Raw genomic sequence first — 24,550 nt, 5'->3', positions numbered from 1 at the left:
TCATGGCCAGGATCACCCTCGACAACGTCACGAAAAACTGGGGCGAAACCCAGGTCCTGAAACCGATGAACCTCGCCATCGAGAACGGCGAATTCGTTGCCATTCTCGGTCCTTCCGGTTGCGGAAAGTCGACGACGCTTTTTCTGCTCGCCGGCCTTTATGCCCCAAGCGGCGGCGAGATCGCCTTCGACGGGCACAATGTCAACCGCATTGATGCCCGGGACCGCAATGTCGGCATCGTCTTCCAGTCCTATGCGCTTTATCCGAACCTGACGGTGCGCGAGAACATCGCCTTTCCGCTGCGCTTCAAGGCGATGGAAAGGGACGAGATTGCCACACGCGTGGAAGAGGCCGCAAAACTCGTGCAGATCGACGCCTTGCTCGACCGCTGTCCTTCGCAGCTGTCCGGCGGCCAGCAGCAGCGCGTGGCGCTGGCCCGCGCGCTCGTCAAGGAGCCGAATATCCTCCTGCTTGACGAACCGCTGTCCAATCTCGATGCCACCTTGCGCATCACTATGCGGGCAGAGCTGAAAAACATCCAGAAGCGTCTCGGCTTCACGACGCTGCTCGTCACCCATGACCAGATTGAGGCGATCACCATGGCGGACCGGATCATCTGCATGAACAACGGCGAAATCGTCCAGATCGGTACGCCCGACGATCTTTACCGTCGTCCCGACAATCTGTTCGTCGCGGGCTTTATCGGTACGCCGCCGATGAACCTGCTGAAGGGGCAGGCCAATGGACGCCGTTTGCAGCTCGGTGAAGCCGCGCTCGGTCTCAATGGGGAATGCGATGGCGCCGTGATATTCGGCCTTCGCCCGGAAGACATCACGCTTATCACTGCTCAGAAAACCTCGCTCCGGGGCGAGATCGTCACCGTCGAACCGATGGGCCGCGAAGTCTTCTATTCGATCGCCACACCGGCCGGCCTGATCCATGCCCTGGAATACGGCGAGGCCGTGCAGCATGCACCCGGCGCCAAAGTCGGCATTACCTGCAAACCCGAGCTGACGCTCGTCTTCGACGCTTCCGGAAATCGCCTTGCCGATCTCCACGCACATTTCTCACACCACGCCGAACGTCAGGCCAGAGAGCTCGAACCGGCAAACTGACAGGATTTTTCAGTGACCAAGATCGTATCGCATCGCGGCGCCAACACACGGGCGCCGGAAAACACCTTTGCTGCCGCCGACCTTGCCCTCGAACAGGGCGCCGACTACATTGAGCTCGACGTGCGCGAAAGTGCCGACGGCGTGCTTTACGTCATCCACGACGAAACGCTTGATCGTACGACCAATGGCACCGGTCCGGTCGGACACATGCTGTCGAGCGAGATTGACATGCTCGATGCCGGCGAATGGTTCCATGAGAAGTTCAAGGGTGCGGTCGTACCGCGGCTCGATGCGTATCTGGAACATCTGCGCCACCGCGCCGGCGTCTATATCGAATTGAAGCATTGTGATCCGGCCAAGGTCGTGGCCCTGGTGCGCGATCTCGGCATGGTGCGCGACACGTTCTATTTCTCCTTTTCCGAGGAGATGCGTTTTCAGCTGCAACAGATCGCTCCGGAATTCCGGAAGATGATGACGCTCAATATCGCCAAGTCTCCTTCTCTTGTCGGCGCCGTGCATCACGCTTCGATCATCGAGATCACGCCGGAGCAGATGCGTCGCCCCGCTATTGTCGAGGCAAGCCGTATGGCCGGTCTTGAGATAATGGTCTATTACGGCGGTGATGACATGGACGTTCACCGCGAGATCGCAGCCGCCGGCGTCGACTACGTCAATCTTGACCGCCCGGACCTGTTCGCCGCCGCCCGCCGCGCCCTGAACGGCGTCGCCGCCTAGCGCGGACTCAAAGGGGTAACGGCACGGTCGGCAAGATCGTTTCTGCGTAAATGACCGTTGAACAGGGCTGTCGTATATCCGGCATTCCGTGTGTTCCCGAGGGGTTTCGCACGGCGTGCAGAGACGGTACATGCTTCCGGGCTGGCGCCGATCTATAAATCAGCATGCCGCGATGTGTTGTTTCTGTTTCCTCCAACCCCATACGGTAAGCCGACCGCTACGGATTCAGCCGTCTTTCCGCCTGTTTCCCTAACAACGCTCCCATCGCTTGACTGGATGGGGCGCTCAAAATGGCCGAATTGTTCGGGTCGGCTGCCACCATGCTCTCGCGGGGGAGGCAGGGTTCTACTCGCGGGGGGGAGGGCCTACCCACACGCCCGCCGGTATCGAGGGAATGCTGTTCGCCAGTCCATTCAGCATGCCTTGCAGGACGCTTTCGCTCAGCTCATCCATCTTCTCGCGAGGTCCGACGAGGCGGTCTACCAGCAACAATGTCAGGCCATGCATCTGTGACCAAAAAATGAGAATTGCGCCGTCAATCTCACTCTTGTTTGCCGCGAAGGTTGGAATGAGGCGCCCGAGAGCGCCGTTACTTATCGCGTCTACCAGAAGCGTTTTCATGTTCTCAGCCGCAGTTCTTTCAACCGCGGGCCGTCTATCGTCCTGACCGGTGAGATAACCGCCAAACATCAACCGGTAGAGCGCGGGATTTTTGACGCCGCCGCGCACATAAGCACGCGCCATGGCTGCCAGCCGCTCGCGTGGACTGTCGTGTTTCTGCGTCGCTTCGGTCATCTGCTTTGCGAGGAGCTCAAAACCAGCGGCCGAGACGGCCGCCAGCAAATCGCGCTTGTCGGCGAAGTGTTTGTAAGGGGCATTATGACTGACGCCCGCTCGGCGGGAGAGTTCACGGAGCGAGAACTCCGTGCTCTGGGATTCGCTCAGGACATCCAGCGCGGCATCTACGATTGCCCTCTGCAGGTCACCGTGGTGGTAGGGGCGCGGATCTGCGGTGGTCGTGGATTTGGTCATACCCATCTGTCTAGGTCTTCATGTTGCGCGCGTCAACATTTTCGCCGAAGCAATGTTGACGTCGTCTACTTTAATCTATAAGTGGACGATGTCAACATAACCATGGCCCTGAAAACCATCAGATTTGAAGTTTGCAGAATGACTGTCGGCTCTCTGAGGGTTGCAAACGGCATCGGAGAAAAAATGAAACCCCTTCGAATTCTGGGAATTGGTCTCGCCTGCGCCTGTCTCGCGGCATGCGATGACACAACTGAGGCCGCACCGCCGCCGCAACAGGTGCGGGTCATCTCGGCGGCTTCGGCTCAATATCAGCCGATTGCGGAAATCACAGGTGAGGTAAAGGCGCGAATCCAAACCGAGCTCTCATTCCGTGTCAGTGGCAGGGTGATCGAGAGGCGGGTTGATGTGGGTGCGCATGTTCGCGCCGGCGAGGTTCTCGCACGCCTCAACGATACCGAGCAGCAAGCCGATGTCAGCGTGGCCAGAGCTGCTTTGGAGTCGGCGCGGGCGGTGGTCAAACAGAGGACGCTGGCATTCGAGCGAGCAAAGGGCCTCGTGCAGTTGCAGGTCATCTCTCAAGAAACCTTCGACGAAGCTCGAAAGGATCTGACGAGTGCCCAGGCCTCCTTGGAGGCGGCTGCGGCCGGGCTGGCAACAGCCGAGGATGCACTGTCCTACACGGAATTGAAGGCTGAGGCCGACGGGATCGTCACGGCCCGCAGCCTGGAAGTGGGGCAGGTTGTTTCGGCGGCGCAGTCGGTCCTCACGCTCGCTCATGACGGCTCGAGAGATGTGGTGTTTGATGTCTTCGAGGCTTTCTTTCTGGGCGGCCCGCCATTGACGGATGTCGCGGTGGCCCCGGTTGGCGACCGTGCGCAAGAGGTGAAGGGGAAGATCCGCGAAGTCTCCCCGGTCATCGACACCAAAGCCGGCACAATCAGGATCAAGGTGGCGTTGCCGGAGGCCGCGCGGTGGCCTCTTGGCACGCCTGTGGTTGGCAAACTGCGCTCAGCACCGGCTGACGGGATCGTACTGCCCTACAGCGCGATGACTTCCGCCAGGGGGGAACCCGCCGTGTGGCTGGTCAACTCCGACAATAGCTCCGTATCGCTCCGCAAGGTTTCGGTCGCCCGCTATCGCAGGAGCGACTTCGTTGTGGCTAACGGCCTTTCTCCCAACGATCTGGTCGTGAGCGAAGGCGGAAAATTTCTCAGGGAAGGCCAGGCGGTCGCTTGGGAAGGTAAGTGAGATGACGCTAAACCGCCTATACAGTTTTCTTCCTCTTCTGCTGTCGATTTCGCTCCTTGGTGGCTGCGATCAAAGCTCGGCCGCAGGCGAAGAGGCAGGTCCTCGTCCGGTAAAAACCATCACGGCGACAGCCGCGCGGGAGCAAGCGGGAAGCTTGCCCGGCGTTGTGCATGCCCGCGTGGAGACCGACCTCGCATTCCGCACACTCGGGCGGATCATATCGCGCAAAGTGGAGGTCGGCGACCTCGTGCACAAAGGCGACCTTGTCGCCGAGATCGATCCGCTGACGCTCCAACTCGCCGTCAGGAGCGCGGAAGCCGATCTGCGGGAGGCTCAAGCACAACTCGATAATGCGGTCATGACCGAACGGCGTAAGCGGACTCTCTCACACACGAGCGCCGCCAGCGTTGCCGATTACGATCTTGCAGAGCAGCAGCTGAAATCGGCCGAGGCAAACGTCGAGAAGGAACAGGCCAGTCTCGCCAAGGCGCAAGAGCAGCTCGCTTACGCGGAGCTGAAGGCAGAGTTCGACGGCGTTGTCACCGCCACGTTCGCGGAAATGGGACAGACGGTCGCGGCAGGTCAACCGATCCTGAGACTGGCGCGTCCGGAAGAGCGCGACGTGGTTCTCGACCTGCCCGAGGCGCAATTGCGATCCACGCGCCTGAACGACAGGTTCGGCATCGCCCTCCAGCTCGACAGCAATCTGCGGGCGGATGGCATCGTACGCGAGATTGCGCCGCAGGCGGAACCCAATACCCGCACCCATCGGGTGAAGATTGCCATTGACGATGCCCCGGAGGTGTTCCGCCTGGGTGCCGTCGTGACCGCAACGCCGGTGGCCATAGAGGGAAGGCAAGCAATCACCCTGCCGAGTTCCGCAATCATCGAAAAGGAGGGTGTCACGGACGTCCTGGTCGTGGACCGGTCGACGGCAACGGTCCGGCTGAGAGCCGTTCAACTCGACAGCCAGACGGCCGATGGCCTTGTCGTCCGGGTCCGGTCCGGGCTGCGGGAAGGAGAAGAAATCGTGGTGGCCGGCGTCAATGAACTGGCCGATGGACAAAAGGTGAAACTCGAAGAGGAGCCCGCCAGTGAGTAAATTCAATCTTTCAGACTGGGCGCTCGAGCATCGCTCTCTCGTCTGGTATTTCATGGTCATCTTCCTGGTGGCGGGCGCCTATGCTTATCTGGCCCTCGGCCGCGAGGAGGACCCGTCCTTCACCATCAAGACGATGGTCATCCAGGCCCAGTGGCCCGGCGCTTCCGCCCAGGAGGTGACGCAGCAGGTAACCGATCGTATCGAAAGGAAGCTCCAGGAACTTGGCAATCTCGAACATACCCGCAGCATCACCACCGCTGGGCAGACCATTGTCTTCGTCGATCTGCTGCCGAGGACGAATGCCCAGGATGTGAAACCGACATGGAGTCGGGTGCGCAACCTGATCGACGATATCAAGCACGAGTTCCCGCAGGGCGTCATCGGTCCTTTCTTCGATGATGCGTTCGGAGACGTCTACGGCAATATCTTTGCCTTCACCGCCAACGGGTTGAGCTTCAGGGAACTGCGCAACTTCGCGGAGGATGCCAGAACAGAGATCCTCAATATCCCCGATGTGGGCAAGGTCGACATCGTTGGCGCCCAGGACGAGGTCATCTATCTCGAATTTTCGACGCGCAAGATGGCTGCCCTCGGTCTTGACCGTGCGGACGTCATCTCCACGCTGCAGGCCCAGAATGCCGTCACCCAGTCGGGGTTTGTCCAGACGGGGCCGGAACGAATCGCGCTGCGTGTTGGAGGGCGGTTTATCTCCGAGGATACGCTGCGCAACATCAACCTCAGGGTAAACGACCGGTTCTTCCCGCTGACGGATATCGCCACCATCACGCGCGGATACGTCGATCCGCCGGCATCGCTCTTCCGCTTCAACGGAAGGCCGGCGATCGGGCTGGCGATCGGCATGAAGACCGGCGGCAATGTGCTGGATTTCGGTGAAGCTCTCGAAAAGACGATGGTCGGGATCGTTCAGAAGATGCCGGTCGGAGTTACGGTCGAAAAGGTATCCGACCAGCCGAAAGTTGTGGAAGAAGCTGTAGGCGGCTTCACGAAGGCCCTGTTCGAGGCCGTCGCCATTGTGCTCGCGATCAGTTTCGTCAGCCTTGGCTTCAGGGCAGGGCTGGTCGTCTCGATCGCCATTCCGCTGGTGCTTGCCATCACCTTCGTGGTCATGCTCGATGCGGGCATTTCGCTGCAACGCATCTCGCTCGGGGCGCTCATCATCGCGCTCGGCCTTCTGGTCGACGATGCCATGATTGCGGTTGAGATGATGGTGGCGCGGCTGGAGATGGGCGACAGTCTGAGGAAGGCCGCCACCTATGTTTACACATCGACCGCATTCCCGATGCTGACGGGAACCCTTGTGACCGTTGCAGGCTTCATTCCGGTCGCGTTCAACAAAAGCAATGCGGGCGAATTTACCTTCACTCTCTTCGTCGTCATCGCCGTATCGCTCGTCGTTTCCTGGGTCGTTGCGGTGGTTTTCACGCCGCTTATCGGTGTGACGATCCTGCCGAAGTCGATGAAGAAGCATGCCGAACACAAGAGCTTTTCCGCGAAGGTGTTTTCGAGCCTGCTGCATTTCTGCCTGCGGTGGCGCTGGATGACGATCGCCGCGACCGCCCTTCTTTTCGCGGCATCCTTCGCCGGCCTGTCGATGGTGCAGCAGCAGTTTTTTCCGAGTTCGGACCGGCCGGAACTGATCGTCGACTGGAATCTGCCGCAAAACAGCTCGATTGCCGAGACGAGCCGCCAGATTGGACAGTTTGAGCGAGAGATGCTGGCAGGTAACGCTGCGATCGACCATTGGTCGACATATGTGGGGCGAGGCGCGCCGCGCTTCATTCTTTCCTTCGACGTGCAGCCGGCTGACGCTGCTTTCGGCCAGACTGTCATCGTCACAAAGGGGCTCGCCGAACGGGACAGGCTGAAGGAAGAAGTGGAAGCTTATCTCCAGAAGACGTTTCCCGGGACCGATGCGTATGTGAAACTACTGGAAGTGGGCCCCCCCGTCGGCAAGCCGATTCAGTATCGTGTATCCGGCGAGGATCTCCAGACGGTGCGCGAACTCGCGCAAAAGCTGGCATCCGTTATCGGCACCTATCCGTCGCTAAAGAATCTCGCATTCGACTGGAACGAACCGGCGCGCGTCGTGAAAATCGACGTCTTGCAGGACAAGGCGCGACAGCTCGGCGTGTCCTCCCAGGATATCGCGATGGCGCTCAACACCGTTGTACAGGGCAATGCGATCACCCAGGTGCGCGACGACATCTATCTGGTGAATGTGGTGGGCCGGGCTTCGGAAAAGGAACGCCGGTCGATCGACACCCTGCTCGATCTGCAACTTCAGGGCAGTGGCGGCCAGTCCGTCCCGCTCTCCTCGGTGGCCACCTTCCGCTATGAACTCGAGCAACCCACGATCTGGCGGCGTGACAGGATCCCGACGATTACGCTTAAGGCGGGCATCCGGGACGCGACGCAGCCGGCCACCGTTGTGAAGGATCTCGCCGAGAAGGTTGCCGCCTTTGAAAAGGCGCTGCCGTCCGGATATTCCCTCAAGATTGGCGGCGCGGTCGAAGAAAGCGCCAAGTCGCAGGGGCCTATTGCACAGGTGGCACCCGCCATGTTCCTCATCATGGCGACCCTGCTGATGATCCAGCTTCAGAGCTTCCATCGCCTGTTCCTGGTCTTCTCGGTTGCTCCGCTTGCGCTTATCGGCGTTGTCGCAGCTCTGCTCGTCAGCCATACACCGCTGGGCTTTGTCGCGCTCCTCGGCGTGCTGGCGCTGGTTGGCATTCTCATCCGCAACTCGGTCATCCTGATCGTACAGATCGAGGAACTGCGAAAGGAGGGAATGTCGCCATGGAAAGCCGTTGTCGAAGCGACGGAACATCGAATGAGGCCGATCATGCTTACCGCTGCGGCCGCGACGCTTGCGCTGATCCCGATCTCGCACGAGATCTTCTGGGGACCCATGGCCTACGCCATGATGGGCGGTATCGTCGTGGGCACGGCGCTCACGCTTCTTTTCCTGCCGGCGCTCTACGTTGCCTGGTTCCGTATTCCACGTGAGGTCGAGACATATTGATGGCCGTAACCAGACCCTTTGTCCCCGGGCGAGCCGCCCGGGGATTGCAGGCATGTTCGATGTATCGGAAAGCTTCGCGAAGAGCGGTCGCTCTCCTGCTTGTGACATGCCTCGTCGCGCCAGGCTGTGCAAACCGGGTGCAGGATGTATTTCAACCGCTTGCTTCGGCACCCAGCGACACGAGCAGGATCTCAATGTTGGTTGCGACGACACGCAAATCGTCGAAAAACCCGGGCCAACTCTATTCGGGAGACCGAGGCACCGCGATTTCGCTCAACAGCGTCACGGTGTCGATACCGCCGGATAAGAACCGAAAGATCGGGGAGGTCCAATGGCCGTCGCGCCTGCCGCCGAACCCGGAAAGGGAATTTGCGGTGCTGGACGTGGCCAAGGCCGAATCCGAGCGCCAGATACTGGAATGGTTCCGCCAGCATCGGAACTCCAAGCGTCAGGTGCTTATCTTCGTCCACGGCTTCAACAATAGCTATAGCGACGCCGTCTTCCGCTTTGCCCAGGTCGTGCATGACTCCGGAACCGATGCAGTGCCTATTCTCTTTACCTGGCCGTCGCGAGGCCGGGTTTTCGACTATCTCTATGACAAGGAAAGCGCCAACTATTCACGTCGGGCGCTGGAGGATCTGATTATCCAGGCAGCGAAAAGCCCGGATGTCGAAGACGTTACCATCCTTGCCCACTCGATGGGAGGCTGGCTGGCGGCGGAAGCGCTGCGCGGCGTTGCCATGCGTGAAAAATCGATCCCGGCCAAGGTCAAGAACGTCATTCTGGCATCGCCGGATATCGACATCGACGTATTTCGTCGCCAGTTCATCGAGATGGGGCCGAAGCGGCCGCATTTCGCAATCCTCACTTCGACGCGAGACAAGGCCCTCGAGATTTCGGGATGGCTGTCTGGCGGCATCGACCGTGTGGGCGGTTCTGATCTCAGGCCCTACGCCCCGATCATGGAAGAACTTGGCGTGACGGTCATCGACACCAGTTCCATCGCGGCGAGCGATCCGTTGGGCCATAATGCCTTTGCCGACAGCCCCGAGGTCGTACGCCTGCTGGGGCGGCGGTTGGCAGGGCAATCTCTGGAGGGAAGCGAGGTAACGTTCGCCGATCAGGTTGGTGTCGCTGCCGCCAATTTCGCCGGCTCGGCGGCGCGCGTGGCCGTCGCGGCTCCTGTCTCGATCATCAGCGGCGAAGCTCGCGAAGTGTTGAAACGCGAGTTGACGCCGTCGACCGACCGGATGGTGGACGGGCAGATCGCTTACTAGGTGTTGAGGCCTCGCATTGGAGAGATTGGATCGGGCCTGAAACGGTCGCGCTTCTGTCCGGTCACTTCGAATTCGGCCGGACCATGCCCCGCAACTCGATAAGGCGCTCCAGCGATTGCAGCGTCTCGTCCGGCTGCACGGCGGAATAGGCGACGTGCAGCAGTTCCGCTGCGATCAGCGACGGAGCATGGAGGGCAATGCGTTCCGACTTTGCCCGAGGAAGGATCACGGCCTCGCGCGCGTGGTCCCGCAAAGGGCTGTCCTGCTTGCCGAGGAACATCACGATGGGAATGCGGAGCCGCTCTGCTTCTGCGATTGCGGCCATGGCTTCACGATGCGCCCGCCCGTGCAGCATCATGATCAACAATTGTCCCTCACGCATCACCATAAGCTGCTCTGCGAGCGCAATGCCCGTGGCGTTCAACACATGGCTTCGCAGTCCGGATCGGGAAAACAGGCGTGCGGCGTATTCTGCGATCAGGCCCGAGGCGCCGATCCCGAAGAAGCAGATTTCCTGCGCCTCGACGAGGAGGCGTACCATCCCGGCAATCGCCTTCCGGTTTTCTGCGGATGCCAACGCCTCCATCGTCTGCGCGTTGGTTTGGAGCACAAAATCGATTGCCTGGTCCGACTGTCCGTCCACGTCTCGCAAGGTAGCGGCCATCTTTTCGATCGGGCTGTCGGTCTCGCCGAGCCAAGCTTCCAGAACATCCTTCAGCTCGCGCAATCCGCTGTAACCGAGGGACTGGATTGCACGAATGACGGTGGCGTCCGAGGCACCGGTTTCAAATCCGATTTCAAGCGCGGAAAGTCCGAGCACACGGTGCCGGTGGGCATCGATGAATTCGGCCACTCTCAGTAGGCTTGGCGACAGGCGATCACGGCGCTTCGCCAGCTGTTCGGCAAACCGGTCCTTGACGCGTGGGGAACTGTTGATATCGGACATGAAGCTTCCTTGGGGAGCACGCCTCATCCCTAACGGACGACGTATTCAATCACAATAGCAGCTTTGTAGGACTGGCCTCCACTAGCCGTGGGCCGCCCTTACCATTGTTGTCATGTTGAAACGCGCGGCGCAGGAGTTCGAAATCGCTCCTCCGGCCCGTGCTTTTCAGCGATCTCTTGTTTCCCTTGGGCCCAGAGGTCGAGAATCCACAGGAATGTAGTAGTCGACCATTTAGGGGCGCATTTTTCCAAAACGGCGAGAGACCATGCGGATTGCGATAGCGCCCGGCCGAGCAGCAGGGGTCTTGTGCCCGATGGTTCTGGAGTGGGCGGAGTCAGGTGCGCCCGATAGAGCGTTGTGATAAAACATTGTTTTTTCGCGTGAATTTCATGTGTCCCGGTTTTCGTCTATGGCCTGGCTGCATAATGTCAATGCCGACCGTGCCATTGGCAGAAAGGCTAGACGGCTCGGCAATGTCGCTTGCTCATGACAATGCCGGTGAGGTAAAACTTGACTACTACATTCCACTATTCGAGAACCGCGCAATCTTTTCCGATATCGCTCGAAGTGGCATGAACATGATACCCCGCAATTCCGTTTCGATCTTGTACGGCACCCTTGCCGTTAGCGTTTCCGCCCTGGCCCTCAACAGTCACGCTTTTGCGGACGACACCACGACGACAGAACTGGGCGAGATCGTTGTCAGAGCCGATACCGGCACGGCGAATTCGAAGTCTTACAAAGCCTCGCGCACGTCAACGGCAACCCGCAGCGATGCATCCGTTCTGGAAATTCCCCAGGTCGTGACAACGGTCACTTCGCAAGCGATCAAGGACAAGGCGGCGAACGATCTCGACGACGTGTTGTCGGATGTTAGTGGCGTCACGCAGACCAACACGATCGCCGGCGCCAATGACGCGATCATCCGTCGGGGTTTCGGCGAAGCCGGAGACGAGTCGATCCTGACCGATGGATTGAATACCGTGCTCCCGCATAGCTTCAATGCGACCACGGACTACGTAGAGGTTCTCAAGGGTCCTGCATCCACGCTTTATGGCATTCTCGACCCTGGCGGAATGGTCAATGTCGTGACGAAAAAGCCGGAAGATGCGTTCTCAGCCGAGGCCTGGTCGACCTTTTCCGCCTATGGTGCCGGTCGCTATTCCAGCAAGGCCGGTTTCGATGTCACAGGACCGGTCGGCGACACCGGCTTTTCCTATAGGCTGATTGCCGAAGGCGAAGACGGCGACTATTGGCGAAACTTTGGAACGAACAAGACCTGGCTGATATCACCCTCTCTCAAATGGGAGGGCGACGACACGGAGTTGCTAGTTTCCTATACCCATCAGGACTACCTGAACCCTTACGACCGGGGAACGATCTACGACACTGCGAATGGAAGCTTTCTCGATATCAGCCCTCGCCAGCGGCTCGACGAGGCGTGGTCGGAGGTCGATGGCGAAGCTGACCTCTTCAAGGCCTCCCTGACACGTCAACTCGGTGGCAACTGGGAATTTTCGCTCAATTATGCCTACAGCAGGAACGACTTTTCCGCCGACCAGACACGTGCGCTGTCCTACAACGCGGCGACAGGCTTGTTGGCCAGGCGTTCGGATGTGCGTGGTTATGACGAGACGACGGAACATGCTGTTCGCGCCGACCTGACCGGTAGCGAGACGCTCTTCGGTCTCGAGCACGAATTCCTTTTCGGTTCCGCCCTGCGCTATGAGGAAGTTTCGCGCTCCGAGCTTCAGCGCTGCAACACCCGCGCTTCTCTCGATGTATATGATCCCACCTACGGCACGATTTCGCCCTGTGTGTATGACGCTTCGAATTCGGTGCGGGAATACGAATACATGCGCACACAATCGCTCTATGCGCAGGATCGTATCCACCTGACGGAGCAACTCACGGCGGTCGGCGGTATTCGTCTCGAGCACTACGATATCGAGGCGGGAAGCGGAGATACGGTCAACACCGATACAGACGGTTACGCTTTGGTCCCCAATGCCGGTCTGGTCTGGCAGTTCCATCCCGACATGTCGCTTTATACGAATGTCGCCAAGACCTTCCGGCCGAACAGTTCGATCAACAGTGCCTATGGCAGCCTCGATCCCGAGGAAGGAATTTCCTATGAAGTCGGCTCTAAGGTCGATTTCACCGATTGGCTGAGCGGCACTCTTGCCCTCTACTATTCGGAGAAGAAGAATGTCGCCTATTCCGAGACGACGACCTCTGGCGATACCGTTTACCGCACGGCCGGCCTCGTTCGCTCGAAGGGGATCGAACTGGATCTTGCAGGACAACTCACCGACGATCTGCAACTGGTGGCAAGTTACGGCTTCACCGATGCGGAAGTGGTCGATGATCCCGATTATGCAGGAAACGCGCTTGCCAACGTGGCACGCAACACGGCCGCGCTACGTCTTGCCTACGACTATGGCGAGGTATTCGGTGGCGCCGGCAGTTTGCGCTTCGGCGGCGGCATCAGGGCCGTGGGCAAACGCGCCGGTGATGCCGACAACAGTTTCTATCTGCCGGGTTATGGCGTGGTCGATCTCTTTGCCACCTACACGATCGAGCGGGAACATCCAGTCGAGATCCAGCTCAGTCTGAATAACATCTTCGACAAGACCTATTATACCTCGTCGATTGGAAATTCGGCTTACGGCATCGCCGTTGGCGAACCCTTCAACGCTGCCTTGAGCCTGCGGGTGAAGTATTGAGCGGAGCTCCTGCCATAAGGCAGGAGACTCATCGCCCGGCTTTCTCCGGATAGGGTCTCTTGTCGGTCCGACATCCGTGTCGCGTCCCCGACAAATCGGTTGCGGCATCCGACAATTGTTCTGGCAGTTCTGATGCTGTGAATTGAAATCATTTGGTAAATTGAAATGGCACGGTGATTGCTGCTCCTTTCGGCATGGTTCAACCACGTGAAAGGAGATGCCGATGTCAGCCCCGATGATCTCGCTCGATAGTCTCGCTCCCGCCTCATCCATGGATGCCATGCTGGCCAAGGCGACATCCGGCGGCTGCTCGTCGTCTTCCTGCGGCTCTTCCGCCAAACCGGAGGACATGGACACCGCTATCTGGGAAAAGATCAAGGATCATCCCTGTTATTCGGAAGAGGCGCATCACTATTTCGCCCGCATGCATGTCGCCGTTGCGCCCGCCTGCAACATCCAATGCAACTATTGCAATCGCAAATACGATTGTGCCAACGAGAGCCGACCCGGCGTCGTCTCCGAGAAACTCACTCCGGACCAAGCCCGCCGCAAGGTGATCGCGGTGGCAAACGAGGTGCCGCAGCTTTCCGTCCTCGGCATCGCAGGCCCGGGCGACGCCTGCTACGACTGGCGCAAGACCAAGGCGACTTTCGAGGAGGTGTCGCGCGACATTCCCGATATCAAGCTCTGCATCTCGACGAACGGTCTTGCCCTGCCGGATCACGTCGATGAACTCGTCGAGATGAATGTCGATCACGTGACGATTACCATCAACATGGTCGATCCCGAGATCGGCACGAAGATCTATCCTTGGATCTTCTACCGGAACCGCCGTTACACCGGCCTCGAGGCTTCCCGGATCCTGCATGAGAGGCAGATGCTCGGGCTCGAAATGCTGACCGCCCGCGGCATTCTCACCAAGATCAATTCGGTAATGATTCCCGGCGTCAACGACGAGCACCTGCTGGAAGTGAACAAATGGGTAAAGGAACGCGGCGCCTTCCTGCACAACGTCATGCCGCTGATCTCGGACCCCGCGCACGGCACCCATTTCGGGCTCACCGGCCAGCGTGGCCCGAAGGCGATGGAACTGAAAGCCCTGCAGGACAAGCTGGAGGGCGGAGCCAAGCTTATGCGCCACTGCCGCCAGTGTCGTGCCGATGCGGTCGGGCTTCTGGGCGAGGACCGCGGCCAGGAGTTCACCCTCGATCAGATCCCCGACGAAGTGGCCTATGATCCCGCTGGGCGCGAGACCTATCGCGAAGTGGTGGCGCGGGAACGGGGAGACCACGCCGCGGCAAAACAGGCCGCCGTCAATACCGTGAAGGAAACCGAGGCCGCCGGCTCGCTGCTGGTTGCCGTCGCCACAAAGGGCGGCGGACGTATCAACGAGCATTTCGGCCACGCCCGGGAATTCCAGGTCTATGAAGCATCGCCCAAAGGCATCGTCTTCGTCGGCCATCGCAAGGTCGAGCAGTATTGCATGGGCGGTTTCGGAGAGGATGCAACCCTGGACGGGGTGATTGAGGCGCTCGAGGGCATCGATGTGGTGCTTTGCGCCAAGATCGGCGACTGCCCGAGCGACAGCCTTGCTGCCGCGGGAATCCGCGCCACGGATGCCTATGGATTTGACTACATCGAGGCCGCGATCGGAGCGCTCTATGCCGCGGAATTCGGGCTGGAGTTGCTGGCCGAGAGTGCCTGATGCACCGGTTCTCTGACTGAAGCTGCCGAAAGGAGATGGAAAATGGCTTTCAAGATTATCGCTTCGCAATGCACCCAGTGTTCCGCCTGTGAGTTCGAATGCCCGACCGGGGCGATCAAATTCAAGGGGGAGACCTATGTCATCGATCCGAACAAATGCACCGAATGCGAGGGTTACTTCGATACGCAGCAATGTGCGGCTGTCTGTCCGGTGCCGAAAACTTGCGTTCCCGCCTGATTCCATCCAGGCGGGAAACACCCGGCTGCCGCTCTCGGACCTTGAATCCTTGTGGGGGTAGCCGGGCTCGTCTTTCGGCCGGCTGACTACCGGCATCCCCGGTGACGTCGATGCAAAGCGACGGCGGATGTGAGGAGATGGCATGAGCGCAGACAGCAGAGGCTCGAGGCATAGGGACGATGAAATGCCGCCGGCTGTCGATTGGCTTGGCAATCCCGTTTCCTGCGCGGACTGTCCGCACGAGGAAAATCGTGTCTCGGGTCTTTGCGATCTCGGACGGGCCTGTGTTCGCGACCTGCGCGCGCGCCGGATCGACCGGTTTTTTTCGCTCAATCCGGCGCTTGCCGACAACTATCTCGATCATCCGTTCTTCGAGGTGCGCAGCATCGCCGCCCGTTACGCAACGCCGTTCAGATTGCTGCCGCTTTTGTTCGATGTCGAGCCGGATGTGCGGGCCATGGCGCTGAGCCGACTGCCGGCGGCGCGTGTACTTGCACTGCGGTCCGATCCCGATCGCCGGGTAAGGATCGCCCTTGCCCGCAAGCTTGCCGGAGAGGATCTGCTGCCCCTGCTGCGCGATCCCGACTACCAGGTGAGGTTGACTGCGGCGCGATCCGCCACCGAAGCATTGCTGGTCGGGCTGCTTGACGATCCCGAACCGGATATCCGGCGCGAGGCGGCACGGCGGGTTCCGCTCACCCATCTGCCGGCAATGATCGCCGATCCGGAGCCGCTGGTGCGGATCGAGGTCGCCCGCAGGCTGGAGCCGGCGCGGCTGCATCTTCTAGCCGGCGATCCGGATTTTCGCGTGCGCTATGTGATCGTCGAACGCATTGCCCTCGATGAACTCGGTCCGTTTCTGAACGATGGCGACGAGGCGGTTCGGGAACTGGCGCGAGACAGGGCGACACTGGAACACAAGGAGTAACCCGGCATGGGGCTTGGACGAGAACAGGAAGTCGAAATCCGCAAACCGCCGGTCTTTCGGCCCGGCGAGCATGTTAGGGCGACACGGCATGTCAGGAACGACGGCACCTATCCCGGCAAGGAAATAGGGGAAAACCTCGTACGCAAGGGGGATGTCGGCTATGTGCGCGACATCGGCACCTTCCTGCAGCAGTTCTACATCTACTCGGTCGAATGGGTCGGCCGGGGCACGCTGGTCGGCATGCGGGCGCGGGAACTCGCCAGTCTCGACCGGCCCGACGCGGCAGATGCCGCCGATACGCAGGGAAGCGAACGATGAAGGTCATGATCCGCAAGTCCGAGCGCGGTTTTTCCGCCTATGTGCCGAAGAAGGATCTCGAGGAGCCGATCGTCGGTTCCGAAACACAGGAACTCTGGGGCGGCGTGGTCACGCTCAAGAACGGCTGGCGCCTCGATCTGCCGGCGATGCCGGCGGATACGCGACTGCCGATCACCGTCGAGGCCCGCAAGCTCGCAGACGACGAATAGGACAACCGACGAACGACCCACCGGGACCGGAAGGAATGAGGCCATGAACGCGATACTACACAAGGATTTCCTGTTCTGCGTCAGCGGCGACGAGGCAAGAAGCACCCTTCTCGATGTCAGGGCCGGATTGGAGAAGGGTGCGATCGCTCCCTATCTCGGGCCGGGCCTCGTTGCGCTTGCAGCCAGCGAGGCATCCGTGCCCGCTTCACCCGAGGCCGTTGCGGCGGCTCTCAACACCAAAGCGCCGGCACCGTCGCGCATCCGCACGAATATGTGGGGAGTAGCCCAGTATATCGAACAACGACGTCACAGGAATACGCTCAAGGCGTGGATGGCCGAAATCTTCGCTGCCGAGCCGAGGCCGTTGGCGCTGCATCGCTGGCTGGCGACCCTCTCACTGCCGCTCATCGTCGACAGCTGGTATGACGGAGCCATGCGTGCGGCGCTGAAGGAAAGCGGCCGGCAGGACTTCATCAGCGTCCAGGGAATAACCCGGGCCGGGGAGGTTCGCGACATATGGAGCCGGGTCTATCGCGCAGACGATACACCTGCCGGGGACGCTTCCGTCCCGCAGGCCGATACAGTCCTCTATGAGCCTCACGGCAGCGCACGCCCGGCCGGCAATTTTCTGGTGGCCGATTCCGACTACGTCGAGGTTCTGACCGAGATCGACATCCAGACACCGATCCCCGACAGCGTCAAGGAGAGGCGCGGGAACCTTGGTTTCGTGTTTCTCGGCTGCCGGTTCCACGACCAGATGTTGCGCACCTACGCCCGGCAGATCATCAAGCGTTCGAAGGGGCCGTATTATGCGGTCATGGACGGGGTGGCCCTGAGCAAAAACGAACGTCGCTTCCTTGCCGAAAACGGTATCACCCTGATCGACATGCCACTCTCCGATGCGGCTGCGGTACTTGCAGGAGAAGACGATGCACCCGGGTTGGCGCCCGGAGTACCGGTCAAAACTTCTTGACCGGTATGTCGTGGCGCCGCAGGGCGTAACCTACCTGGCGCGGGGTAAGGCCGAGAATGCGGGCGGCCTTCGCCTGCACCCATCCGGAACGCTCCATCGCTTCGACCAGACGTTCGCGTTCGGTGAGGCGGCTGCCATTGGCGGGACAGGCGGGATCGGCCGGATTGCATGGGTTTCCGCCAGGCATGATGGCCGTTTCCCGTGACTTCGAGGACGGTGCCGGAACGCCGGCCGGCAAAATATGGCCACTGGCGAGCATGTCGATATCGTTGTGCTGGACCTTGCCGTTGCCCTTCCACAGAAGGGCGGACAGACACTGCCCGCTGCTGCAGGCGAAGTCGTTTGGGCCGATGACCTCCGAACGGGTGAGCGTCGCGGTGCGCTGCACGCAGTTTTCCAGTTCGCGGACATTGCCGGGAAAATAACAGCGGGAAATCAGATCGAGCGAGCTCCGGCTGAAACTCAGGCGCCGGCTGTTCTGGCGGTTGAAGCGTTCCAGGAACGCCTCGGCCAGCCGCGGAATGTCGCCCGGCCGTTCCCGAAGAGGCGGCAGTGCAACCGGCACGACACTGATCCGGTAGTAGAGGTCGGCGCGGAATTCCCCCTTGCGCACGGCGTCCTCCAGATCCCGGTTTGTCGCACAGATCAGCCGTACGTCCACTTTCAGCGTCTTGTTGCCGCCGACACGCTCGAATTCCCCCTCCTGCAGAACCCGCAGCAGCTTGGCCTGGAAGGCGGGAGAAATCTCACCGATCTCGTCCAGCAGCAGCGTGCCGCCATGGGCCAGCTCAAAACGGCCGGCACGCTGGTTCGTTGCGCCGGTGAAAGCGCCTTTTTCATGCCCGAAAAGTTCGGATTCGAGCACGGTTTCAGGAAGGGCGGCACAGTTGAGTTTGACGAAAGGCTTGTCGTGGCGAGGCGAAAGTTCGTGAATGGTCTGGGCGAACAACTCCTTGCCCGTGCCGCTTTCCCCACGCAGCAGCACTGTTGAATTGGTTTTGGCGACGATGTTGATGATGTCGAGAACGTTCTTCACTGAGGGGCTTTCGCCGACGATGCGACCGGTCTTGCCGGCTGCCCGGCGGGGACGTGCCTCGGCATTGCCGTCGAAGGATTTTTCCAGCCGCCGCTTTTCATCGATCAGGCGTTGTCGGTCCTCGCTCAAAATGCGGTGGAGACGGATGGTCTGGCCGGCAAGGTTGGCGACCATGGTCAGGAAACGCATGTCGTCATCGAGTGTGAAATCGGCGCCTTCCTTACGGGTCCTGTCGATCGACAGCGTACCGAGCACCGTGTGGTTGGCCTTGACCGGGATGCCGATGAAACAGACACCCGGCTCACTTCCGGGAAAGAGCTGCGAGCGGCCTGTATCGGGAATGACCAGCGGCGTCGCCGTCGCCACGATCTGATCGATAACCGTTTGCGGGATCGGCATGAAATGGTCTTCGCCGGGCTTGTGGCAATAGCCGGCAGTGGCGACGATCTCCGGCAGGCCGTCGTCATCAAGCACGATCAGCGCGCCCTGGCGCATCTGCAGGAAAGAAGAGAGAATGTTCACGACATTGGCGAGCGTGATCTCGAGACGTGCCGGTTCCGCAAGCACCTTGGAGATCTCGTAAATGCCACTCAGGGAAACAGTCGCACGCCGGCTCGACTTGACGGCGTCGTCGGAAAGAGCCTTTTCCCTGCCCGGTGGACTGACATGCTCGACGTAACGGTTCATCCGAAGACCTCTTGGACTATCCCATACTGGACCGTTCCAAGGGCAACCTCCCCAAACCGAATTTTGTTATATGACAAAGCAGAGTACGCCTATACCATCGGTTGTCAATTCGATTCAGGCCGGAGCCCGTTTCAGCAAAACCTACGGAAGTCATCCGAACTTGAAGAGCACGCCGTAGCCGCCTCTCGGATAGTTCCATTCGATCTCGCCGGACGGTTCGCAAAGCACTCGGCAGGTGCCGCATTCCATGCAGCCGTCAGCGGTAATCTCCACCTGGCCCTTGTCGTTCTGCTCGTAGCATTTCGCAGGGCAGATCCTTGTCAGCGCGAGAAGATTGGGGCTCGGCGTTTCGTGCGGTCGCACCGTGATGTGCGGACGGCCGACATCCACGAGGTAGCGGTTCTGGAAAAGCTTGTCCTCGACCCGGACATCCTTGACGGCAATGGTCATTTCGGAACTCCTCGTTCTATAGGTTGGGTTTTGGAGCCTGCATCAGCGCCAGGCGAAGGCGAGTCTGACGGCATCGGATACCATGCCCCAGCGGCTGCGGTTCTTCACGAACTGGGCGACCGTCGCCTTTTCCTTGTCTATCTTCGGCGTGCCGTCGACCCTGACGAAACTCTGTGCCGCCGCCGAGATGAGCTGCGGATAGGTCATGAAGAAATTCTGCGAATTGGTGTGCAGCAGGGCGGGCATGTCCTTGTGCTTTTTCAGGTCCTTCATGACGAAGGATTCCTCCAGCATCTTCCTGTAGAGCGCGAGGTTTTCGGCGGTCATCGGATCTTTGCGACTCTTGATCTGGAAGATCGTCTCCGCGGCGATCCGGCCGGAGGTCATGGCAAGGTTGGAGCCCTCGCGGTGGACGGCGTTATTGAGCTGTGCGGCATCACCGACCACGACCCAACCGTCGCCGAAGAGCTGCGGGATCGCCTTGTATCCGCCCTCGGGGATCAGATGCGCGGCATATTCCTTAACCTCGGAGCCGGCGAGCAGCGGCCTGACCGAGGGATGGTTCTTGAATTCCTCCAGCAGCGCATAGGGGCTTTCCATGGTTTTGGCATAGTCGGACACCAGGCAGCCGACGCCGAGCGAGATCGATTCCTTGTTGGTGTAGAGAAAGGCCAGGCCCGTCATGCCCTGCGAAAAGGTGCCGGCGGCCTCGATCACGCAACCCTCGTTACCGGTGAGGCCGAAGCGCTGACAGATGACTTCCTCCGGCAGGAAGTGCATTTCCTTGACTGCGAGCGCCACCGTCTCCGGCTTCGGCATGTCGCGCAGGCCGGCGCGGGTTCCGAGCAGGCCGTTTACGCCTTCAGCAAGCACCACCACGTCCGCGAAAATCGCGCCGCCGCGGCGGTCGGTATGGACGCCGATCACCTTGCCGGTGGTATCGCGGGCAAGCTCGGTCACCGTCGTTTCGCAAAGCACTGTCGCGCCCGCTTCCTTGACCTTGCTCGAAAACCATTTGTCGAACTGGGCGCGGATGATCGTATAACGGTTCGGCTTTTCCTCGTTGAAGTCGGAGGAGCGGTAATGCATGCCGGTATGGGAGGTGTCGTCCATCATCCAGAAGCGCTGTTCGACCAGATGCCGTTCGAGCGGCGCATCCTCGCGGAAATCCGGGATAATCTTCTCCAGCATGCTGGCATACATGATGGCGCCCTGGACATTCTTCGAACCGGCATATTCGCCCCGTTCAAGCTGCAGCACCTTCAACCCGCGGCTTGCCAGCGTATAGGCGGCGGCATTGCCGGACATGCCGGCTCCGATGACGATGGCATCGAATTTTTCCTCGATCATGGTCGCATCTCCGTCAGCTTGCGAGCTTGTCGCGGTTATGGGGCGAGAGGCGCCGGACGAAGGCCTCGGTGAGCGCTGGCAGGAAGCGCACGGCGTCCGTGACGAGGCCGACATGGGCGAAATCGAAGATCGGCGCGTTGGGATCGGTGTTGATCGCGACGATCAGGTCGGCGCCCTCGACGCCGACACGATGCTGGATGGCGCCAGAAATGCCGGCGGCGATGTAGAGCTTCGGGCGGATCGTCTTGCCGGTCTGGCCTATCTGGCGTTCGGACGGCATCCAGCCCTTCTGCACGACCGGCCGCGAACAGCCGTATTCTGCGCCAAGCGTAGAGGCGAGATTGCGGATCAACTGGAAGTTCTCGGCGGCGCCGAGGCCAAGGCCACCCGCCACGACGATATCGGCATAGGCGAGGTTGACCTTGGAGGACTGGCCGTCAGGAATGAAGCTCAGCACCTTGGTGACGATATCCTCCTCCGTCATCGACAGCTTGTGCTGGATGACGCGGCCGACCGGCCTTTCCTGCCGCTCCGGCATCGGCATGACGCGGGGCCGGACGGTCGCCATCTGGGGCCTGTAGTTCAGCGTGTAGATCGTGCAGAGCAGCGAGCCGCCGAAAGTCGGCCGGGTGGCAGCGAGCGACTTGTCGTCGTCGACGTCGAGTTCGGTGCAGTCGGCAGTGAGGCCGGTCCTGAGGGTGGTTGCCACGGAACCGGCGAGGTCGCGGCCGAGCGTGGTTGCCCCAAGCAGCAGGATCTCCGGCTGGTAGGTGTTGACGAGGTCGGTCAGTGCCTTCGAATAGGGCTCGTTGCGGTAATCCTTCAGGATCGGGTCCTCAACCAGGTAGACCATGTCGGCGCCGTAGGCGAATGCTTCCGCCACTGCATGCCATGTCGCCTCCCCCGGCGGGCCGATCACGGCACCCGCCAGTTGAACCCCGAGCTTGTCCGCGAGCGTGCGGCCGCAGCCGAGCAGTTCATAGGAGACCGGGTGCACCTGTCCTCGTTCCAGCTCGATCGCCACCCAGACATGCTTGTAGGATTTGAAGTGCTCGGGCAATTCCTTCTTCATGCCCGCCCGGCCGGCGGCCGGCGCTGCTGGTTTTTTTGCCTCTTCGGTCATGTCCTCATCCTTCCTAGGCGGCGCAGTTTTCGACGGCGAGGGCCGTTTCAAGGGCGGGTTTGCGCGTGAAGATCTCGCTGATCAGTCCATCGGCGAGATCGCGCGTGCTGTCGCCCGGCTCCCCGAGGATCTTTGCCTTCTCCTGGCGGGCCGTCGGCGCGAAAACCCTTTTCACCACGGTCGGAGATCCGCGCAGGCCGCATTTTGTCAGGTCCTCGATGCCCGCATCGGCTGCGCTCCAGGTGATGATCTCTGCGCGGGCGGCGCGCAGCGCATCGTTCAGCGTGCCCCGACGGATCTCGTTCGAGCCTTCCAGCATGGTAACGAGACAGGGCAATTTCGTCTGGAGCATCTGTGTGCCGCCCTCCGCGCGTCGCTCGACGGTGATTTCGCGCGCGGCCGGATCGACAGATGCGATCTTCGCCACGTAGGTCAGCTGCAGGAGATCGAGGCGTTTGGCGATGCCGGGACCGACCTGGGCGGTGTCCCCGTCGATGGTCTGCTTGCCGGCGAAGATCACGTCCGGCTTGCCGTAAACCTGGCCGATCTTCTGGATTGCCGCGGAGAGGGCGAATGAGGTGGCAAGTGTATCGGAGCCGGCGAAGAAGCGGTCCGTCAGCAGTACGCCGCGATCGGCGCCGAAGGTCAGGGCTTTGCGCAGCGAGTCCGAGGCCATCGGCGGTCCCATGGTCAGCACCGTGACCTCTCCGCCATGGGCGTCACGCATCCTCAGCGCTTCCTCCAGCGAGAAGAGGTCGAAAGGGTTGATGATGGTCGGAACGCCCTGTCGCATGATGGTATTCGTCACGGGATGGACGCGGATCTGCGCCGAATCCGGCACTTGCTTGATACAGACGACGATATGCATGCCGCGCACCTCCATCATGATTGCTTGAAAGCTCTGACGTTTCATCAGCATAAACCGTGCCAGCCTTGGAAGAAGACCGTAAATATTTGAAAAGAAAGACGATATTTTCTGACGTTCCGGTAGGTCGGAGTGTTTTGTCGCGTTCTCGACAATGTCGCGTCGGGTCCGCGGCAAGGATATGGTGCGACATAGCCTGTCGGGCGATCCACAAAAAAAGGCCGGCCGCGAGGGCGGTCCGGCCGAGTCGGGGGTCAAGTGGCAGGTGCTTACTGTTCGGCAAAGGGCTTGAGCGCGGCATCGAGCGAGACGAAGGCGCCGCGCCTTTCGGCCGGCTTGTCCGGATCGTGATCCTTCAGCACCTTGAACAGCCGCTGGGAGAGCGGCGAGGTTGCCTCGAAGTCGGAATAGGCGCGCTCCAGAGTCGAGCGGGCCCGGGCGGCGATCACCCGGTCGGGAAGACCTTCGAAATCCTCTTCCGCGAGATATTGTCCCATGCGTTTGAGGATATGCAGGCGCGCGACGTTCAGCACCCTCTCGTCATAGAGAATGCCGAGCGCGTGGAAGAAATCCTCCGCCGAGGACAGGCCGCGCAGGCGCTCGAGAATGTTGTCGACCTCGATCGGGCGGGAATTGGACGAGCAGTCACTCATGATGGGCTCCCTGGGGTTGCAAAGGGTTGGCGATGAATGCGGCCGGAACTTCGGCGTTTTCCGGTTGCCGGCGGTTGAACTGGGCCTGCAGGTGAGCGAGACGCACTTCAAGGAAGTCGATGCGGTCGACGAGGGCCGCGATCGCTTCGCCGACGGGATCGGGCATCAGGTGATGCTCGAGGTCGATGCGGCCGTTGCCTACGCGCCGGCGGTCTTTCGCCGGCTTCACCACTCGGCCGGGAATCCCGATCACCGTCATGTCAGGAGCGACATCCTCGATCACGACGGAGTTGGCGCCGATCCGGCAACCGGCGCCGACGGTGATCGGGCCGAGGATCTTGGCGCCGGCGCCGACCAGTACGCCCGATCCGAGTGTCGGATGCCGCTTGCCGGGAGACCAGGACGTGCCTCCGAGGGTTACGCCGTGATAGAGCGTGACGTCGTCGCCGATTTCGGCCGTCTCGCCGATCACCACGCCGGCGCCGTGATCGATGAAAAAGCGCTCGCCAATCGTCGCTCCGGGATGAATGTCGATATTGGTGAGAAGCCGCGAGAACCACGAAAGGAAGCGCGCCGGAAAGCGCAGTCGCCTTTCCCACAGCCGGTGCGACATGCGATGCCAGATGATCGCATGCACGCCCGGATAGGTCAGCAACACCTCGAGGGCGAAGCGGGCCGCCGGATCGCGCGCCCGCACACAGGCAATATCGTCGCGGATCATCGCAAACGCGCCCTTCCGGCTCGGGGGCTCGGGGTCCTGCCTGTCGCGTGATCTGCTATCGCGCGCCTTGA

At 60.6% G+C, this 24,550-nt stretch carries 22 protein-coding genes; 13 read left to right on the top strand and 9 right to left on the bottom strand.

Going from position 1 to position 24,550, the window contains the following annotated elements:
* Positions 1-2 precede the first annotated feature (2 nt).
* Together ACLBKR_RS22395 and ugpQ are read left to right on the top strand one after the other, a co-directional pair.
* On the top strand, positions 3-1,115 hold the full coding sequence (locus ACLBKR_RS22395) for an ABC transporter ATP-binding protein (RefSeq protein ID WP_113486412.1): 1,113 nt from the start codon (positions 3-5) through the stop codon (positions 1,113-1,115).
* A 12-nt stretch (positions 1,116-1,127) separates the two neighbouring features.
* Entirely contained in the window at positions 1,128-1,850 is a 723-nt protein-coding gene (gene ugpQ / locus ACLBKR_RS22390) for a glycerophosphodiester phosphodiesterase (RefSeq protein ID WP_113340053.1), read from the top strand.
* 345 nt (positions 1,851-2,195) lie between these two features.
* Here the strand turns inward: ugpQ and ACLBKR_RS22385 are convergent, their stop codons facing one another.
* Positions 2,196-2,882 (bottom strand): TetR/AcrR family transcriptional regulator, encoded by a 687-nt coding sequence (locus ACLBKR_RS22385; RefSeq protein ID WP_113486464.1) that lies wholly within the window; start codon positions 2,880-2,882, stop codon positions 2,196-2,198.
* A gap of 183 nt (positions 2,883-3,065) precedes the next feature.
* On the opposite strand from ACLBKR_RS22385, the gene ACLBKR_RS22380 reads away from it, so the two are divergent.
* The 4 genes from ACLBKR_RS22380 to ACLBKR_RS22365 are packed head-to-tail and all read left to right on the top strand — an operon-like array spanning position 3,066 to position 9,552.
* Positions 3,066-4,130 carry an efflux RND transporter periplasmic adaptor subunit gene (locus tag ACLBKR_RS22380; RefSeq protein WP_113444196.1) on the top strand — a complete coding sequence of 355 codons (1,065 nt, stop codon included), beginning with the start codon at positions 3,066-3,068 and terminating at the stop codon, positions 4,128-4,130.
* Position 4,131: 1 nt separating this feature from the next.
* Positions 4,132-5,232, top strand: a complete 1,101-nt coding sequence (locus tag ACLBKR_RS22375; protein WP_113457702.1) for an efflux RND transporter periplasmic adaptor subunit — start codon at positions 4,132-4,134, stop codon at positions 5,230-5,232.
* A complete protein-coding gene (locus ACLBKR_RS22370) occupies positions 5,225-8,275 on the top strand; it encodes an efflux RND transporter permease subunit (protein WP_113457703.1) in 3,051 nt (1,016 codons plus the stop codon). Before ACLBKR_RS22375 ends, ACLBKR_RS22370 begins: the two co-directional genes overlap by 8 nt.
* 59 nt (positions 8,276-8,334) lie before the next feature.
* The gene (locus tag ACLBKR_RS22365; RefSeq protein WP_113446846.1) at positions 8,335-9,552 is read left to right on the top strand and encodes an alpha/beta hydrolase; all 1,218 of its coding nucleotides are present in this window, start codon (positions 8,335-8,337) and stop codon (positions 9,550-9,552) included.
* A 61-nt stretch (positions 9,553-9,613) separates the two neighbouring features.
* Here ACLBKR_RS22365 and ACLBKR_RS22360 read toward each other — a convergent pair whose 3' ends face one another.
* The gene (locus tag ACLBKR_RS22360; protein WP_113446847.1) at positions 9,614-10,498 is read right to left on the bottom strand and encodes a MurR/RpiR family transcriptional regulator; all 885 of its coding nucleotides are present in this window, start codon (positions 10,496-10,498) and stop codon (positions 9,614-9,616) included.
* A 572-nt stretch (positions 10,499-11,070) separates the two neighbouring features.
* Here ACLBKR_RS22360 and ACLBKR_RS22355 point away from each other — a divergent pair.
* The 7 genes from ACLBKR_RS22355 to ACLBKR_RS22325 all read left to right on the top strand — a co-directional run bounded on the left by ACLBKR_RS22355 (position 11,071) and on the right by ACLBKR_RS22325 (position 17,594).
* Positions 11,071-13,224, top strand: a complete 2,154-nt coding sequence (locus ACLBKR_RS22355; protein WP_414902121.1) for a TonB-dependent siderophore receptor — start codon at positions 11,071-11,073, stop codon at positions 13,222-13,224.
* A gap of 223 nt (positions 13,225-13,447) precedes the next feature.
* A complete protein-coding gene (gene nifB, locus ACLBKR_RS22350; protein WP_113446848.1) occupies positions 13,448-14,929 on the top strand; it encodes a nitrogenase cofactor biosynthesis protein NifB in 1,482 nt (493 codons plus the stop codon).
* A gap of 42 nt (positions 14,930-14,971) precedes the next feature.
* Positions 14,972-15,166 carry a 4Fe-4S dicluster domain-containing protein gene (locus ACLBKR_RS22345; protein WP_112829755.1) on the top strand — a complete coding sequence of 65 codons (195 nt, stop codon included), beginning with the start codon at positions 14,972-14,974 and terminating at the stop codon, positions 15,164-15,166.
* Positions 15,167-15,308: 142 nt separating this feature from the next.
* A complete protein-coding gene (locus ACLBKR_RS22340; RefSeq protein ID WP_113340046.1) occupies positions 15,309-16,094 on the top strand; it encodes a 4Fe4S-binding leucine-rich repeat protein in 786 nt (261 codons plus the stop codon).
* 6 nt (positions 16,095-16,100) lie between these two features.
* Positions 16,101-16,412, top strand: coding sequence for a nitrogen fixation protein NifZ (locus ACLBKR_RS22335; RefSeq protein ID WP_112829757.1), 312 nt, complete (start codon positions 16,101-16,103; stop codon positions 16,410-16,412).
* Positions 16,409-16,621, top strand: a complete 213-nt coding sequence (gene nifT, locus ACLBKR_RS22330; protein ID WP_112829758.1) for a putative nitrogen fixation protein NifT — start codon at positions 16,409-16,411, stop codon at positions 16,619-16,621. The genes ACLBKR_RS22335 and nifT overlap by 4 nt, the downstream gene beginning before the upstream one ends.
* Positions 16,622-16,664: 43 nt before the next feature.
* Complete coding sequence (locus ACLBKR_RS22325) at positions 16,665-17,594, top strand: SIR2 family NAD-dependent protein deacylase (protein ID WP_113446849.1); 930 nt, start codon at positions 16,665-16,667, stop codon at positions 17,592-17,594.
* On the opposite strand, the gene nifA is transcribed toward ACLBKR_RS22325, so the two are convergent.
* From nifA to cysE, 7 genes are all read right to left on the bottom strand, one after another.
* The gene (nifA, locus tag ACLBKR_RS22320) at positions 17,581-19,317 is read right to left on the bottom strand and encodes a nif-specific transcriptional activator NifA (RefSeq protein WP_113446850.1); all 1,737 of its coding nucleotides are present in this window, start codon (positions 19,315-19,317) and stop codon (positions 17,581-17,583) included. The genes ACLBKR_RS22325 and nifA overlap by 14 nt on opposite strands.
* 150 nt (positions 19,318-19,467) lie before the next feature.
* Positions 19,468-19,767 carry a ferredoxin family protein gene (locus tag ACLBKR_RS22315; RefSeq protein WP_112829761.1) on the bottom strand — a complete coding sequence of 100 codons (300 nt, stop codon included), beginning with the start codon at positions 19,765-19,767 and terminating at the stop codon, positions 19,468-19,470.
* A 42-nt stretch (positions 19,768-19,809) separates the two neighbouring features.
* Complete coding sequence (locus tag ACLBKR_RS22310; RefSeq protein WP_113486410.1) at positions 19,810-21,117, bottom strand: FAD-dependent oxidoreductase; 1,308 nt, start codon at positions 21,115-21,117, stop codon at positions 19,810-19,812.
* Between the two features lie 13 nt (positions 21,118-21,130).
* Positions 21,131-22,240 (bottom strand): electron transfer flavoprotein subunit alpha/FixB family protein, encoded by a 1,110-nt coding sequence (locus ACLBKR_RS22305; protein ID WP_112829763.1) that lies wholly within the window; start codon positions 22,238-22,240, stop codon positions 21,131-21,133.
* A 13-nt stretch (positions 22,241-22,253) separates the two neighbouring features.
* Positions 22,254-23,108 (bottom strand): electron transfer flavoprotein subunit beta/FixA family protein, encoded by an 855-nt coding sequence (locus tag ACLBKR_RS22300; RefSeq protein ID WP_113486462.1) that lies wholly within the window; start codon positions 23,106-23,108, stop codon positions 22,254-22,256.
* Positions 23,109-23,374: 266 nt separating this feature from the next.
* Entirely contained in the window at positions 23,375-23,758 is a 384-nt protein-coding gene (nifW, locus tag ACLBKR_RS22295) for a nitrogenase stabilizing/protective protein NifW (RefSeq protein WP_112829764.1), read from the bottom strand.
* Complete coding sequence (gene cysE / locus ACLBKR_RS22290; RefSeq protein WP_414902235.1) at positions 23,751-24,479, bottom strand: serine O-acetyltransferase; 729 nt, start codon at positions 24,477-24,479, stop codon at positions 23,751-23,753. The genes nifW and cysE overlap by 8 nt, the downstream gene beginning before the upstream one ends.
* Between the last annotated feature and the right edge of the window lie 71 nt (positions 24,480-24,550).

The sequence above is a fragment of the Paenirhizobium cremeum genome (assembly GCF_047553425.1).
In the GTDB taxonomy this organism is placed as follows: domain Bacteria; phylum Pseudomonadota; class Alphaproteobacteria; order Rhizobiales; family Rhizobiaceae; genus Allorhizobium; species Allorhizobium cremeum.
The sequence above is the reverse complement of the archived record's forward strand: the minus strand, read 5'-3'. Positions and strand labels throughout refer to the sequence as shown.